The organism is Streptomyces sp. 796.1 (assembly GCF_047525675.1).
Lineage (GTDB): Bacteria > Actinomycetota > Actinomycetes > Streptomycetales > Streptomycetaceae > Streptomyces.
Genome location: NZ_JBLIWA010000010.1, coordinates 113,084 through 128,411, shown reverse-complemented (window position 1 = coordinate 128,411; position 15,328 = coordinate 113,084). Strand labels below are relative to the sequence as shown.

The following is a 15,328-nucleotide window of genomic DNA, read 5'->3' as shown; positions in this document are numbered from 1 at the left end:
CCGGCGCCCCAGGCCAGGGCCCCGCCGTGATCCTGGTGGGCCCCCCGGGCGCGGGCAAGTCCACCGTCGGCGCGCTGCTCGCGGAGCGCCTCGGCACCACCTACCGCGACACCGACGCCGACATCGAGCACACCGCGGGCCAGCCGATCCCGGAGATCTTCTTCGAGCACGGCGAACCGCACTTCAGGGCGTTGGAGCGGGCCGCGGTCCGGGCCGCGGTGGCCGAGCACCCCGGGGTGCTCTCGCTCGGCGGCGGCGCGGTCATGGACGAGGAGACCCGGGCCCTGCTGGTCGGCCGCCCGGTGGTCTTCCTCGACGTGCAACTGGCCGCCGCGGTACGCCGGGTGGGCCTCGACGCGCCGCGCCCGCTGCTCGCCGTCAATCCGCGGCAGCGCTGGCGGGAGCTGATGGAGGCGCGCCGGCCGCTGTACACGGAGGTGGCGCGGGCCGTCGTGAGCACCGACGACCGCACCCCGCAGGACGTGGCCGGCGCGGTCGCCGAGGCGCTGGAGCTCGACGCGTGACCGCCGCGCCCGCACCCCCCAAGCCGTCGCATCCCGCTGTGAGGAACGCATGACTGACCCGTCCCAGACCACCGCGGCCCCCGCTGCCGAGGCCCCCGAGCCGCCGATCCGCATCCACGTCGGCGGCAGCGCGGGTTCCGCGCCGTACGAGGTGCTCGTCGGCCGCCAGCTCCTCGGCGAGCTGCCCGGACTCATCGGTTCCGGCGTCAAGCGCGTCGCCGTGCTGCACCCCGAGGCGCTCTCCGCGACGGGCGACGCGCTCCGCGCCGACCTCGCCGACCAGGGGTACGAGGCGATCGCCATCCAACTGCCGAACGCGGAGGAGTCCAAGACCGCCGAGGTCGCCGCGTACTGCTGGAAGGCCCTCGGGCAGACCGGGTTCACCCGCTCCGACGTGATCGTGGGCGTGGGCGGCGGGGCCACCACCGACCTCGCCGGCTTCGTGGCCGCCACCTGGCTGCGCGGGGTGCGCTGGATCGCGGTGCCCACCACGGTGCTCGGCATGGTCGACGCCGCGGTCGGCGGCAAGACCGGCATCAACACCGCCGAGGGCAAGAACCTGGTCGGCGCCTTCCACCCGCCGGCCGGCGTGCTGTGCGACCTGGCCGCGCTGGACACCCTGCCGGTGCACGACTACGTCAGCGGCCTGGCCGAGGTGATCAAGGCCGGGTTCATCGCCGACCCGGCGATCCTGGAGCTCATCGAGTCCGACCCGGAGGGCGCCCGCAGCCCGCAGGGCCCGCACACCGCGGAGCTGCTCGAACGCTCGATCAAGGTGAAGGCCGAGGTCGTCTCGTCCGACCTGAAGGAGTCGGGCCTGCGCGAGATCCTCAACTACGGCCACACCCTCGCGCACGCCATCGAGAAGAACGAGCGCTACAACTGGCGGCACGGCGCGGCCGTCTCGGTCGGCATGGTCTTCGCCGCCGAACTCGGCCGACTGGCCGGCCGGTTGGACGACGCCACGGCCGACCGGCACCGCGCCGTCCTGAAGAGCGTGGGCCTGCCGCTCAGCTACCGCGGTGATCAGTGGCCCAAGCTCCTTGAGACCATGCGCGTGGACAAGAAGTCCCGCGGCGACCTGCTGCGCTTCATCGTCCTGGACGGCCTGGGCAAGCCCGTCGTCCTGGAGGGCCCGGACCCGGCGGTGCTGCTCGCCGCGTACGGAGAGGTGGCGGAGTGAGCGACGACCGGCGCGTCCTGGTCATCAACGGTCCCAACCTGGGGCGGCTGGGCAGCCGCGAGCCCGACGTCTACGGGGCGACCTCGTACGCGGGCCTCGTCGAACAGTGCACCGCACTCGGCAAGGAACTCGGCTTCGACGTCGAGGTCCGGGAGACCAATGACGAGGGCGAACTGATCCGCTGGCTGCACGAGGCCGCGGACGGCGCGCTGCCGGTCGTGATCAACCCGGGCGCCTTCACGCACTACTCGTACGGCATGCGGGACGCGGCGGCCCAGCGCACCGCCCCGCTGATCGAGGTGCACATCTCCAACCCGCACGCGCGGGAGGAGTTCCGTCACAACTCTGTCATCGCGGCCGTCGCCAGCGGCACCATCGCGGGCTTTGGAATCGGGTCATATCGGCTCGCCCTGCGGGCCCTGGCCGACGAGATCGACGGCTGACGCACCCCGCCGCACCCCGCCGCACGCCCCGGACGACGCCCCGCACAGCCGGCGCCGCCCGGGGCCGGCGACGGGCGCTCGTTGCGGTCAACGGCCTGGTAGTACGGGCGAGTTGAGGGTGCGGCGGCGGAGCGCCTGGGCGTGCCGTCGTTCGCCTGACGGGCCGTCACCAAGGGCATGGCGGGGGCCCGGCGGGCGCCGAACTGGCGGGAACGCGCCGTGGCCGGCGAAGGTCGGGTCGGGCGCCGGGTCGCCGGGTGCGGGGGAGTACCGTTCGGTAGCACACCTGGTCGGCGTACGTGCGAACGGCCGGGTCCAGCCAAGGTCAGCCGCCGGCACGAGACGGAGAGCCACCGGATGCAGCACGTAACGGGAGTTCCGCTGCCCCCGTCCCACGGACCGGGCGTCACGGGTGCCGCGGGCGCCGTCCAGCACCCGGGCCACCCCGCCCCGCCCGGACAACCGCCCGCCACCGGCGGCCCGCCCCCGGCCGGCGGGCAGGTGCCGGCCCCCGGCTGGCCGGGGCAGGGCGCACAGCCCGCACCGGCGCAGCCCGCGCCCCCGCACCACACGGCCCCGCCGATGGCGGCGCCGTCCGGGCCGCCGCCACCGCCGGCCGACGGCACCACGGGCCCGGTGACGCTGCCGCCCGGCGCGCCGGTGCCGCTGCCGGACGCCCCGCAGGACCAGCCCGTGATCGACGCCTCCCGGGCCGCCGTCGCCGTCCTCCTGATCGGCCCGGCGGGCGCCGGCAAGACCACCGTGGCCCGGCTGTGGGCCGACAACCGCCGGGTGCCCACCGCGCACATCAGCCTGGACGACGTACGCGAATGGGTCAGGTCGGGCTTCGCCAACCCGCAGTCCGGCTGGAACGAGAACTCCGAGGCGCAGTACCGGCTCGCCCGCCGCACCTGCGGCTTCGCCGCTCGTAACTTCCTCGCGAACGGCATCTCGTGCATCCTCGACGACGCCGTCTTCCCGGACCGCCCGGTGGTGGGGCTCGGCGGCTGGAAGCGCCACGTGGGACCCGGGCTGCTGCCGGTGGTGCTGCTGCCGGGCCTCGAAGTCGTCCTGGAGCGCAACGCGGCCCGCTCGGGCAACCGCAGGCTCAGCGACGAGGAGGTCGCCCGCATCCACGGCCGGATGGCCGGCTGGTACGGGTCGGGCCTGCCGATCATCGACAACTCCACGTACGACGTCACCCAGACCGCCCAGGCCCTGGACGAGGCGATCGCCCGCAGCATCGCCAGTCCGCCCACCTGGTAGTCGGACACCGGGCCCGGGCCGCCGCCCGGGGTGCGGTCCGGTTCGCCCCGGGCAGCCGGTGGAGAAACCTTCCGCGGCGCCCGGGGCGGGCCGGCGCCGCCGCGTGGCTTCCCGCCGCCACGTGGCTTCGACGGCGCGGCACGGTGCTGCTCCGCTGCGGACGGCGCCGCGGAGCGTCCCCAGTCGGACGCGCCCGACCGGCGGGCCGCGCGCCGCGCACCTAGGCTCGGAACATGTCCGAGGTGTTCGCGGCCCGCCGCACCCGGCTGCGCGAGCACTGCGCGGCGGCCGGGAGCCCGGCAGCGCTGGTCTCCCGCCCCGCCAACGTCCGCTACCTGTGCGGCGACGCGCCGCCGGGCTCCGTACTGCTGCTCGGCCCGCTCGATGACGTGCTGCTGCGCCCGCCGCCGGTGATGGCCGACGCCACGGCCACCCGCCCGCCCGACGAACTCGGGGTGCGCGAGGTGGCCGGCACGGGCGGCGACCCCGCCATCGCGGGTGCGGAACTCGCCGCGGACCAGGGCGCGCACCGCATCGCCGTCGAGGAGCACCACCTGACCGTCGCCCGGCACCGGGCGGTGCGCGCCGCCGTGCCCGGGCTCGATCTGGTCGGCCTCGGCTGCACGGTCGAGCAGCACCGGATCGTCAAGGACGACGACGAGATCGCCGCCCTGCGCATCGCCGCCGAGATCGCCGATCAGGCCCTCGGCGAACTCCTGGAATCCATCCTGGTGGGCCGCACCGAGCGGCACCTCGCGCTGGAGTTGGAGCGCCGCCTGGTGGACCACGGCGCGGACGGCCCGACCTTCGCCACCTCCGTCGGCACCGGCCCGCACTCGGGGCGGCTCGGCCACCTGCCCACCGACCGCAGGGTGGAGGAGGGCGACTTCCTCACCGTCTGCCTGGGCGCCGGCTACCGCGGCTACCGCTGCGAGGTGGGGCGCACCTTCGTGATCGGCCCCTCGCCGGCCGACTGGCAGATCGAGCTGTACGACGTGGTCTTCGCCGCCCAGCGGGCCGGCCGGGAGGCGCTGGCGCCGGGTACCGCGTGCCGCGAGGTGGACCGGGTGACCCGGCAGGTGCTGGCCGCGGCGGGCTGCGAGGCGACGCTGGGAGCCAGGGTCGGGCACGGCGTGGGCCTGGAAAACGACGAGGACCCTCGGCTGGCACCGGAAGCCATGGGTAAACTGGACGCTTGTGTGCCGGTCACCGTCGAACCGGGGGTCCACCTCCCGGGGCGGGGCGGTGTCCGGATCGATGACACGCTCGTCGTCCGCCCCGAGGCGGACGGCGGTCCCGAGCTACTCACCATCACGACCAAGGAGCTGCTCGCGCTCTAGCGCGCACCCCTGGTTCCACCAGCTTCAGTCCAGGAGATTCCGCAACCGTGGCATCCACGAACGACCTCAAGAACGGCCTGGTGCTCAAGCTCGACGGGGGCCAGCTCTGGTCCGTCGTCGAGTTCCAGCACGTCAAGCCCGGTAAGGGCCCCGCCTTCGTCCGCACCAAGCTGAAGCATGTGCTGTCCGGCAAGGTCGTCGACAAGACCTTCAACGCCGGCGTGAAGGTGGAGACGGCCAATGTCGACAAGCGCGGCATGCAGTTCTCGTACAAGGACGGCAACGACTTCGTGTTCATGGACACGGAGACGTACGACCAGATCAACGTCACGCCCGAGACCGTGGGCGACGCGGCCAACTACCTCCTTGAGGGCAACGAGGCCGTCGTAGCGATGTACGAGGGCTCGGTCCTCTACATCGAGCTGCCCACCTCGGTCGAGCTGGTCATCGAGTACACCGAGCCCGGCGTCCAGGGCGACCGCTCCACCGGCGGCTCCAAGCCCGCTCGGCTGGAGACCGGCTACGAGATCCAGGTGCCGCTCTTCATCACCACCGGTGAGAAGATCAAGGTCGACACCCGCTCCGGTGAGTACCTCGGTCGGGTGAACAGCTAACCGTGGCTGCCCGCAACAAGGCCCGCAAGCGTGCCTTCCAGATCCTCTTCGAGGCCGATCAGCGCGGCGTCGCCGTGCCGACCGTCCTCGCGGACTGGATCAGGCACGCGCGGACCGATGACCGGCAGCCGCCGGTCACCGAGTACACGATGCAGCTCACCGAGGGGTACGCGGAGCACGCGGCCCGCATCGACGAGCTGATCGCCACCTATGCGGTCGGTTGGACGCTGGACCGGATGCCGGTCGTGGACCGCAACATCCTGCGGCTCGGCGCGTACGAGCTGATCTGGGAGGACGAGACGCCCGACGCCGTCGTCATCGACGAGGCCGTGCAGCTCGCCAAGGAGTTCTCCACGGACGACTCGCCGTCCTTCATCAACGGCCTGCTGGGCCGGCTGAAGGACCTCAAGCCCAGCCTGCGCCGCGACGACGCGTAGCGGCCCCACGCATGCCGCTGCCCCTGGTCCGACCCGAGAGGGTTGGACCAGGGGCAGCGGCATGTTGCGTACGGGGGCCGTGACGGGGCCGTCGACGGTCGCTCGTGGCCGGGCCGAGGGGCCCGCGAGGTGAAGGACGGTGCGGGTCGCTGCGGCGGGACCGCTGCGATGAAGGTCCCAGGCGGGCCCGGGACGGCAGCGGGAGCAGTCGGGGCCCGCGGGGGCCCGTTGGGGCTCGGGAGGGCTCCCGGTGTCGCGGGGAGCGCCCGCCCCGCGGCGGCGGAGATGGAGCGCTGACGCACCGGCGCGCCGGGCTTCCCGGAGCCTGGCGCGCTGACAGGCACCACCCCGCGGCAACGCGCCGTAGACGCCCGCGAGGGGCCTCCAGCGGCACCCGGAGAGAGCCCGGCGTCACGCAGTGAGCGGCGCCACCCGGAGGGCGACGGCCGGCCCACAGGAGACTCCGGCGGGCCCCACGGCGCCGGTGCGCGCCAGTTCGTGGTGTGGGGACCGGATGCAGCCCTCCGCCGCATCCGGGCCCTCCACATCACACGGGCGGTCACCGACCGCCCGCGACACGCACGCCGGGTCGGTGGTGGCCCGGCGGTCACCGGCGGTCGGTCAGAGCTCCTCGTGCTGCACGGCGCGGCGGGCGTCCGCGTCCAGCACGCCCCAGCCGATGAGCTGCTCCGTCAGCACGGAGGGCGACTGGTCGTAGATCACCGCGAGGGTGCGCAGGTCGTCCTGGCGGATGGAGAGCACCTTGCCGTTGTAGTCGCCGCGCTGGCTCTGGATCGTCGCCGCGTAGCGCTGCAAGGGGCCCGCCTTCTCGGCCGGCACGTGTGCCAGCCGCTCCAGGTCGAGGACCAGCTTGGGCGGCGGCTCCGCGGCCCCGCCGGGCGTCGTGCCGGGCAGGAGCTCCTGCACGGGGACGCCGTAGAAGTCGGCCAGCTCGGCCAGCCGCTGCACCGTCACGGCCCGGTCGCCGCGCTCGTACGAACCGACCACCACGGCCTTCCAACGGCCCTGGGACTTCTCCTCGACCCCGTGGAGGGAGAGCCCCTGCTGGGTGCGGATGGCGCGGAGCTTGGCTCCGAGCTGTTTAGCGTATTCGCTGGACATAAAGCTCCCCGGACGAAGACTGGTAACTCACTGTGAGGTTACGCAGCGTAATTTGGCTTCGTCAAGCCGAAAGTTGCGTACGCCTGCTCGGGCGGGGGGCCTGAGTCCGTACGTTTTCGGTCCTGGTACCGTCAATATCGTAAATCCGACGTCCTTTAAGGTCCGTCCCGTGAGGCGGAGAAGGAGGTCCGTTCCGTTATGGACGCACCCAGCCAGCCCGCTGGCCCCGCATCGAGCAAAAGTTCTGGCCAGAGTTTCGGCCAGGAAGGTCATGCCCGGCCGGTTCTCGAAGCCCCGGACATCGCCCGCGTACTGACGCGCATCGCACACGAGGTCGTGGAACGCGCCAAGGGCGCCGACGACGTGGTCCTCCTGGGCATCCCGACCCGCGGCGTCTTCCTCGCCCAGCGGCTCGCCGCCAAGCTCGCGGAGATCACCGGCCGCGCCATCCCGGTCGGCTCGCTCGACATCACCATGTACCGCGACGACCTGCGGCTCGGCCCCGCACGCACCCTGGCGCGCACCGAGATCCCGGCCGACGGCATCGAAGGCCGGGTCGTGATCCTCGTCGACGACGTGCTCTTCTCCGGCCGCACCATCCGCGCCGCCCTGGACGCCCTGAACGACATCGGGCGCCCCCGCGCCGTACAACTGGCGGTGCTGGTCGACCGCGGCCACCGCGAGCTCCCGATCCGCGCCGACTACGTCGGCAAGAACCTCCCGACCTCACTGCGCGAGACGGTGAAGGTGCAGCTCACCGAGTTGGACGGCCGGGACAGCGTGCTGCTCGGCGTACGCCCCGCGACCTCACGCGGTGCCGACGACGAGCGCACGGACACCGGGCGGTAGCACCCCGGCACGGCCCCGCGCGACGGGCCGCGCTGCCGCATGCCCGCACGCCCGCATCCCCACCCTCCCCACTCACGGAGCCTCCAGATGAAGCGTCACCTCATCTCGGCCGCCGACCTCACCCGCGACGACGCCGTCCTGATCCTCGACACCGCCGAGGAGATGGCCCGGGTCGCGGACCGGCCGATCAAGAAGCTGCCCACGCTGCGCGGGCGCACCGTCGTCAACCTGTTCTACGAGGACTCGACGCGGACCCGCATCTCCTTCGAGGCAGCGGCCAAGCGACTCTCCGCCGACGTCATCAACTTCTCCGCCAAGGGCTCGTCGGTCTCCAAGGGCGAGTCCCTGAAGGACACCGCACTGACCCTGGAGGCGATGGGCGCCGACGCCGTCGTCATCCGGCACCACTCCTCCGGCGCCCCGCACCGTCTCGCCACCTCAGGCTGGATCAACGGCTCGGTCGTCAACGCCGGCGACGGCACCCACGAGCACCCCACCCAGGCCCTGCTCGACGCCTTCACCATGCGCCGCCACCTGGCCGGCGCCCCCGACGGCGGCCCCACCCACCACCGCGGCCCCGGCGACGGCACCGGGCGCGACCTGGCCGGCCGCAAGGTCACCGTCGTCGGCGACGTGCTGCACAGCCGGGTCGCCCGCTCCAACGTCCACCTGCTGACCACGCTGGGCGCCGAGGTCACCCTCGTCGCCCCGCCCACCCTGGTGCCCATCGGAGTCGAACACTGGCCCTGCGAGGTCAGCTACGACCTCGACGCCGTCCTGCCCACGTCGGACGCCGTGATGATGCTGCGGGTCCAGCGGGAGCGGATGAACGCCGCGTTCTTCCCCACCGAGCGGGAGTACGCCCGCAGGTACGGCTTGCACGGCGCCCGCATGGCCCGAATGCCGGAACACGCCATCGTCATGCACCCCGGCCCGATGAACCGGGGTATGGAGATCACGGCCGAGGTCGCGGACTCGGCCCGCTGCACCGCCGTCGAGCAGGTCACCAACGGCGTGAGCATCCGGATGGCCGCCCTGTACCTGCTGCTCGGCGGGAACGAGCCCGCCATCGCCGCCGCCCCACCGGCCCCCGCCCGCACTGAGGAGACCAGCACCCCATGAGCGACACCACCAAGACCCTGCTGCGCGGTGCCCGGCTGATCGGCGCCGACGCCACCGACGTCCTCATCGAGGGCGAGACCATCGCCGCGGTGGGCCAGGACCTGCCGGCCGACGGCGCCACCGTGATCGAGGCCGCCGGCCAGATCCTGCTGCCCGGCCTCGTCGACCTCCACACCCACCTGCGCGAGCCCGGCCGCGAGGACTCCGAGACGGTGCTCACCGGCACCCGGGCCGCCGCCGTCGGCGGTTACACCGCCGTGCACGCCATGGCCAACACCTTCCCCGTCGCCGACACCGCCGGCGTCGTCGAGCAGGTGTGGCGGCTCGGCCGCGAGTCCGGCTACTGCGACGTGCAGCCCGTCGGCGCCGTCACCGTCGGCCTCGAAGGCAAGCAGCTCGCCGAACTCGGCGCGATGCACGACTCCGCCGCCGGCGTCGTGGTCTTCTCCGACGACGGCAAGTGCGTGGACGACGCGGTGATCATGCGCCGGGCGCTGGAGTACGTGAAGGCGTTCGACGGCGTCATCGCCCAGCACGCCCAGGAACCCCGGCTCACCGAGGGCGCCCAGATGAACGAGGGCACCGTCTCCGCCGAACTCGGCCTCGGCGGCTGGCCCGCGGTCGCCGAAGAGTCGATCATCGCCAGGGACGTGCTGCTCGCCGCCCACGTCGACTCCCGCGTGCACATCTGCCACCTGTCCACGGCCGGCTCGGTGGAGATCGTGCGCTGGGCCAAGTCCAAGGGCTGGCGCGTCACCGCCGAGGTCACCCCGCACCACCTGCTCCTCACCGACGAGCTCGTACGGTCCTACAACCCGGTCTACAAGGTGAACCCGCCGCTGCGCACCGAGGCCGACGTGATGGCGCTGCGCGAGGCGCTCGCCGACGGCACCATCGACTGCGTCGCCACCGACCACGCCCCGCACCCGCACGAGGACAAGGACTGCGAGTGGGGCGCAGCCGCCATGGGCATGGTCGGCCTGGAGACCGCGCTCTCCGTCGTCCAGCACACCATGGTGGACACCGGCCTCCTGGACTGGGCCGGCGTCGCCGACCGGATGTCCTTCCGCCCCGCCGCCATCGGCCGCCTCGCAGGACACGGCCGCCCGGTCGCCGCCGGTGAGCCCGCCAACCTGACGCTGCTGGACCCCGCCTACCGTGGTGTGGTGAACCCCGCGGGCTTCGCCTCCCGCAGCCGCAACACCCCCTACGAGGGGCGCGAGCTGCCGGGGCGCGTCACGCACACCTTCCTGCGGGGCCGGGCAACGGTCGTGGACGGGAATCTGACGTGACACCTGTGACAGTTCTGGCGGCAACTGACGGCTCGGGTAGCTGGGCCGCGCGCACCGGCTGGGTGGTGGGCCTGCTGCTGGTCATCGCGCTGCTGTACTGGCTGATGCGGGAGGGCTGGAAGTGGCGCGGACTGCTCCAGTCCGACCTGCCCGACCTCGCCCAGGTCCCCGCCGACGCCGGCGCGCCCCAGCTCACCATGGCCGGGCGCTACCACGGCTCGACCAACGCCGGACAGTGGCTTGAGCGCATCGTCGCGCACGGCCTCGGCGTCCGCAGCCGCGCGGAGGTCACCCTCACCGACGGCGGGCTGAGCGTGCGCAGGCCGGGTGCCCGGGACTTCTTCGTCCCCGCCGCCGACCTGCGCGGCGCCCGGCTCGACAAGGGCATCGCCGGCAAGGTGCTCACCGAGGGCGGTCTGCTGGTGATCACCTGGCAGCTCGGCGAGCGCACCATCGACTCCGGCTTCCGCTCCGACCGCGCCGCCGAACACACGGCGTGGGTCACGGCCATCAACGACCTCACCGGCGGCCCCGACGACGCGACCGCGACGCAGCGTGACGAACCCGCCACCGGCGTGGCGGCCGACGCCGACGGCGCCCGGCCCCGTGCGGCTGCACCACTGCGCGGGGCGACCCCCGCGACTTCTGAGAAAGGCACATGATGACGCTCTCCACCCAGGGGGCCAAGGTCCCCGCCGTACTCGTCTTGGAGGACGGCCGCACCTTCCGTGGCCGGGCCTACGGGGCAGTGGGGGAGACCTTCGGCGAGGCGGTGTTCTCCACCGGCATGACCGGCTACCAGGAGACCCTGACCGACCCCTCGTACCACCGTCAGGTGGTCGTCATGACCGCCCCCCACATCGGCAACACCGGCGTCAACGACGAGGACCCGGAGTCCGCGCGGATCTGGGTCTCCGGTTACGTGGTCCGCGACCCCGCCCGCAAGCCGTCCAACTGGCGCTCCCGGCGCACCCTCGACGAGGAGCTGGCCGCTCAGGGCGTCGTCGGCATCAGCGGCGTCGACACCCGCGCCCTCACCCGCCATCTGCGCGAGCGCGGCGCGATGCGGGTCGGCATCTTCTCCGGCGTGGCCATCGCCGAGGACACCGAACTCCTGGAGCGGGTGCGCACCGCCCCCGCCATGAAGGGCGCCGACCTGTGGCGCGAGGTCACCACCAAGGAGACGTACGTCGTCCCCGCGGTCGGCACCAAGCGGTTCACGGTGGCCGCTATCGACCTGGGCATCAAGACCATGACCCCGCGCCGGATGGCCGAGCGGGGGATAGAGGTCCACGTCTTCCCGGCCACCGCCAGCCTGGCGGAGATCTACGCCATCGAGCCCGACGGGGTCTTCTTCTCCAACGGCCCCGGTGACCCGGCCACCGCCGACCACCCGATGGAACTGGCCCGCGGCGTCCTGGAGCGCCGCACCCCGCTGTTCGGCATCTGCTTCGGCAACCAGGTGCTGGGCCGGGCGCTCGGCTTCGGCACGTACAAGCTCAAGTACGGCCACCGGGGCATCAACCAGCCGGTGCAGGACCGCACCACCGGCAAGGTGGAGATCACCGCGCAGAACCACGGCTTCGCCGTCGACGCGCCCCTGGACGAGGTCGTGGACACCCCCTACGGCCGGGCCAGGGTCGCCCACGTGGGCCTCAACGACGACGTCGTGGAGGGCCTCGAATGCCTGGACGTGCCCGCGTTCAGCGTCCAGTACCACCCCGAGGCCGCCGCGGGTCCACACGACGCGGCCTACCTGTTCGACCGGTTTGTTTCCCTGATGGAGGGCCCCCGTGCCTAAGCGCACCGATATCCAGTCCGTCCTGGTCATCGGCTCGGGCCCGATCGTCATCGGGCAGGCCGCCGAGTTCGACTACTCCGGCACCCAGGCCTGCCGCGTGCTCAAGGCCGAGGGCCTGCGCGTGATCCTGGTCAACTCCAACCCGGCCACGATCATGACCGACCCGGAGATCGCCGACGCCACCTACGTCGAGCCGATCACCCCGGAGTACGTCGAGAAGATCATCGCCAAGGAGCGGCCCGACGCGTTGCTGCCCACTCTCGGCGGCCAGACCGCGCTGAACACCGCCATCGCGCTGCACGACTCCGGCGCCCTCACCCGGCACGGCGTGGAGCTGATCGGCGCCAACGTGGAGGCCATCAACAAGGGCGAGGACCGCGACCAGTTCAAGGACGTCGTCGCGGCCGTCAACGCCAAGATCGGCCACGGCGAGTCCGCCCGCTCGGTGATCTGCCACTCCATGGACGACGTCCTGGAGGGCGTCGACAAGCTCGGCGGCTACCCGGTCGTGGTCCGCCCCTCCTTCACCATGGGCGGCGCCGGCTCCGGCTTCGCGCACGACGAGGCGGAACTGCGCCGCATCGCCGGCCAGGGCCTGACCCTCTCGCCGACCACCGAGGTCCTCCTTGAGGAGTCCATCCTCGGCTGGAAGGAGTACGAGCTTGAGCTGATGCGCGACAAGAACGACAACGTCGTGGTCGTCTGCTCCATCGAGAACTTCGACCCGATGGGCGTGCACACCGGCGACTCGATCACCGTCGCGCCGGCGATGACGCTCACCGACCGCGAGTACCAGATCCTGCGCGACATCGGCATCGCCGTCATCCGCGAGGTCGGTGTGGACACCGGCGGCTGCAACATCCAGTTCGCCGTCAATCCCGAGGACGGCCGGGTCATCGTCATCGAGATGAACCCGCGCGTCTCCCGCTCCTCCGCGCTCGCCTCCAAGGCCACCGGCTTCCCGATCGCCAAGATCGCCGCCCGGCTCGCGGTGGGCTACACGCTGGACGAGATCCCCAACGACATCACCCAGGAGACCCCGGCCTCCTTCGAGCCCACGCTCGACTACGTCGTGGTCAAGGTGCCCCGGTTCGCCTTCGAGAAGTTCCCGGCCGCCGACGCGACGCTGACCACCACCATGAAGTCGGTCGGCGAGGCGATGGCCATCGGCCGCAACTTCACCGAGGCGCTGAACAAGGCGCTGCGCTCGCTGGAGAAGAAGGGTTCGGCGTTCGACTTCGTCACCCCGCCCGGTGACAAGGCCGCCCTGCTTGAGCGGGCCGCCGTGCCCACCGACGGTCGGATCAACACCGTCATGGCCGCGATCCGCGCCGGCGCCACCCAGGAAGAGGTCTTCGACGCGACCCGGATCGACCCCTGGTTCGTCGACCAGCTCTTCCTGATCAAGGAGGTCGCCGACGAGATCGCCGCCGCCGACAAGCTCTCGCCGGAGATCCTGCGCGAGGCCAAGCGGCACGGATTCTCGGACGTGCAGATCGCCGCCATCCGCGACCTCGGCCCCGAGGTGGTCCGCGAGGTGCGGCACGCGCTCGGCATCCGCCCGGTCTACAAGACCGTGGACACCTGCGCCGCCGAGTTCGCCGCCCGCACCCCGTACTTCTACTCCTCCTACGACGAGGAGACCGAGGTCGCGCCGCGCGAGAAGCCCGCGGTGATCATCCTGGGCTCCGGGCCCAACCGCATCGGCCAGGGCATCGAGTTCGACTACTCCTGCGTGCACGCCTCCTTCGCGCTCAGCGCGGCGGGCTACGAGACCGTCATGGTCAACTGCAACCCGGAGACCGTCTCCACCGACTACGACACCTCCGACCGGCTCTACTTCGAGCCGCTCACCCTGGAGGACGTCCTGGAGATCGTGCACGCCGAGCGCGCCGCCGGACCGCTCGCCGGCGTCATCGTGCAACTCGGCGGCCAGACCCCGCTCGGCCTCGCCCAGGCGCTCAAGGACAACGGCGTGCCCATCGTCGGCACCTCGCCCGAGGCCATCGACCTCGCCGAGGAGCGCGGCGCCTTCGGCCGGGTGCTCACCGAGGCCGGGCTGCCCGCGCCCAAGTACGGCACCGCCTTCTCCTTCGACGAGGCCAAGGGCATCGCCGCCGAGATCGGCTACCCGGTCATGGTCCGCCCCTCCTACGTGCTCGGCGGGCGCGGCATGGAGATCGTCTACGACGAGCCCTCGCTCGCCGAGTACCTCACCCGGCACGCCGGGCTGATCTCCGAGCACCCGGTGCTCATCGACCGCTTCCTCGACGACGCCATCGAGATCGACGTCGACGCCCTGTACGACGGGCACGAGCTCTACCTCGGCGGCGTGATGGAGCACATCGAGGAGGCCGGCATCCACTCCGGCGACTCGGCGTGCGCGCTCCCGCCGATCACCCTCGGCGGCTTCGACATCAAGCGGCTGCGGGCCTCCACCGAGGCCATCGCGCGGGGTGTCGGGGTGCGCGGCCTGATCAACATCCAGTTCGCGATGGCCGGCGACATCCTCTACGTCCTTGAGGCCAACCCGCGCGCCTCCCGCACGGTGCCCTTCACCTCCAAGGCCACCGCCGTACCGCTGGCCAAGGCGGCGGCCCGCATCTCGCTTGGCGCCACCATCGCCGAACTGCGCGCCGAGGGCCTGCTGCCGGCCACCGGCGACGGCGGCACGCTGCCGCTGGACTCGCCGATCTCCGTCAAGGAGGCCGTGCTGCCCTGGAGCCGCTTCCGCGACGCATCGGGCCGCGGCGTGGACACCATCCTCGGCCCGGAGATGCGCTCCACCGGCGAGGTCATGGGCATCGACTCGCTGTTCGGCACCGCGTACGCGAAGTCGCAGGCCGCCGCGTACGGGGCGCTGCCCAGGGGTGGCCGGGCCTTCGTCTCGGTCGCCAACCGGGACAAGCGCTCGATGATCTTCCCGGCCCGGGAACTGGTCGCCCACGGCTTCGAACTGCTCGCCACCTCCGGCACCGCCGAGGTGCTGCGCCGCAACGGCATCGACGCCACCGTGGTGCGCAAGCAGAGCGAGGGCGAGGGGCCGAACGGTGAGAAGACCATCGTGCAGCTCATCCACGACGGTCAGATCGACCTCATCGTCAACACCCCGTACGGCACCGGCGGCCGGCTCGACGGCTACGACATCCGCACCGCGGCCGTCGCCCGCGCCGTGCCCTGCCTGACCACGGTCCAGGCGCTCGCCGCGGCCGTCCAGGGCATCGAGGCGCTGGCCAGGGGCGACGTCGGGGTCCGCTCGCTCCAGGAGCATGCGAAGCAGCTCATCGCGGCCCGCGGCGAGGAGTAGCCGGCGCGGCGGCCGGGCCGGGCAGGAT

Annotated in this window: 14 protein-coding genes; 13 read left to right on the top strand and 1 reads right to left on the bottom strand. The window is 72.4% G+C overall.

Annotated elements, in window-relative coordinates:
• The first annotated feature begins 26 nt into the window (after window positions 1-26).
• The 7 genes from ACMA1D_RS09475 to nusB all read left to right on the top strand — a co-directional run bounded on the left by ACMA1D_RS09475 (window position 27) and on the right by nusB (window position 5,807).
• A complete protein-coding gene (locus ACMA1D_RS09475) occupies window positions 27-524 on the top strand; it encodes a shikimate kinase (RefSeq protein WP_414723452.1) in 498 nt (165 codons plus the stop codon).
• A 49-nt stretch (window positions 525-573) separates the two neighbouring features.
• On the top strand, window positions 574-1,707 hold the full coding sequence (gene aroB, locus ACMA1D_RS09470; RefSeq protein WP_414723420.1) for a 3-dehydroquinate synthase: 1,134 nt from the start codon (window positions 574-576) through the stop codon (window positions 1,705-1,707).
• A complete protein-coding gene (gene aroQ / locus ACMA1D_RS09465) occupies window positions 1,704-2,150 on the top strand; it encodes a type II 3-dehydroquinate dehydratase (protein WP_414723419.1) in 447 nt (148 codons plus the stop codon). The genes aroB and aroQ overlap by 4 nt, the downstream gene beginning before the upstream one ends.
• Window positions 2,151-2,507: 357 nt before the next feature.
• A complete protein-coding gene (locus ACMA1D_RS09460; protein WP_414723418.1) occupies window positions 2,508-3,416 on the top strand; it encodes an AAA family ATPase in 909 nt (302 codons plus the stop codon).
• 233 nt (window positions 3,417-3,649) lie between these two features.
• A complete protein-coding gene (locus ACMA1D_RS09455) occupies window positions 3,650-4,756 on the top strand; it encodes an aminopeptidase P family protein (protein WP_414723417.1) in 1,107 nt (368 codons plus the stop codon).
• A gap of 47 nt (window positions 4,757-4,803) precedes the next feature.
• Window positions 4,804-5,370 carry an elongation factor P gene (gene efp / locus ACMA1D_RS09450; protein ID WP_349992852.1) on the top strand — a complete coding sequence of 189 codons (567 nt, stop codon included), beginning with the start codon at window positions 4,804-4,806 and terminating at the stop codon, window positions 5,368-5,370.
• A 2-nt stretch (window positions 5,371-5,372) separates the two neighbouring features.
• Window positions 5,373-5,807, top strand: a complete 435-nt coding sequence (gene nusB / locus ACMA1D_RS09445) for a transcription antitermination factor NusB (RefSeq protein ID WP_414723416.1) — start codon at window positions 5,373-5,375, stop codon at window positions 5,805-5,807.
• 621 nt (window positions 5,808-6,428) lie between these two features.
• Here nusB and bldD read toward each other — a convergent pair.
• A complete protein-coding gene (bldD, locus tag ACMA1D_RS09440; RefSeq protein ID WP_414723415.1) occupies window positions 6,429-6,929 on the bottom strand; it encodes a transcriptional regulator BldD in 501 nt (166 codons plus the stop codon).
• Between the two features lie 198 nt (window positions 6,930-7,127).
• Here bldD and pyrR point away from each other — a divergent pair, with 198 nt between their 5' ends.
• The 6 genes from pyrR (at window position 7,128) to carB (ending at window position 15,300) form a co-directional block, all read left to right on the top strand.
• Window positions 7,128-7,778, top strand: coding sequence for a bifunctional pyr operon transcriptional regulator/uracil phosphoribosyltransferase PyrR (gene pyrR, locus ACMA1D_RS09435; RefSeq protein ID WP_414723414.1), 651 nt, complete (start codon window positions 7,128-7,130; stop codon window positions 7,776-7,778).
• 87 nt (window positions 7,779-7,865) lie between these two features.
• Window positions 7,866-8,900 carry an aspartate carbamoyltransferase catalytic subunit gene (locus tag ACMA1D_RS09430; protein ID WP_414723413.1) on the top strand — a complete coding sequence of 345 codons (1,035 nt, stop codon included), beginning with the start codon at window positions 7,866-7,868 and terminating at the stop codon, window positions 8,898-8,900.
• Complete coding sequence (locus ACMA1D_RS09425) at window positions 8,897-10,192, top strand: dihydroorotase (protein ID WP_414723412.1); 1,296 nt, start codon at window positions 8,897-8,899, stop codon at window positions 10,190-10,192. The genes ACMA1D_RS09430 and ACMA1D_RS09425 overlap by 4 nt, the downstream gene beginning before the upstream one ends.
• A complete protein-coding gene (locus ACMA1D_RS09420; protein ID WP_414723411.1) occupies window positions 10,189-10,854 on the top strand; it encodes a hypothetical protein in 666 nt (221 codons plus the stop codon). The genes ACMA1D_RS09425 and ACMA1D_RS09420 overlap by 4 nt, the downstream gene beginning before the upstream one ends.
• Window positions 10,854-11,993, top strand: coding sequence for a glutamine-hydrolyzing carbamoyl-phosphate synthase small subunit (gene carA, locus ACMA1D_RS09415; RefSeq protein ID WP_414723451.1), 1,140 nt, complete (start codon window positions 10,854-10,856; stop codon window positions 11,991-11,993). The genes ACMA1D_RS09420 and carA overlap by 1 nt, the downstream gene beginning before the upstream one ends.
• Window positions 11,986-15,300 carry a carbamoyl-phosphate synthase large subunit gene (gene carB / locus ACMA1D_RS09410; protein ID WP_414723410.1) on the top strand — a complete coding sequence of 1,105 codons (3,315 nt, stop codon included), beginning with the start codon at window positions 11,986-11,988 and terminating at the stop codon, window positions 15,298-15,300. Before carA ends, carB begins: the two co-directional genes overlap by 8 nt.
• The last annotated feature ends 28 nt before the right edge of the window (window positions 15,301-15,328 follow it).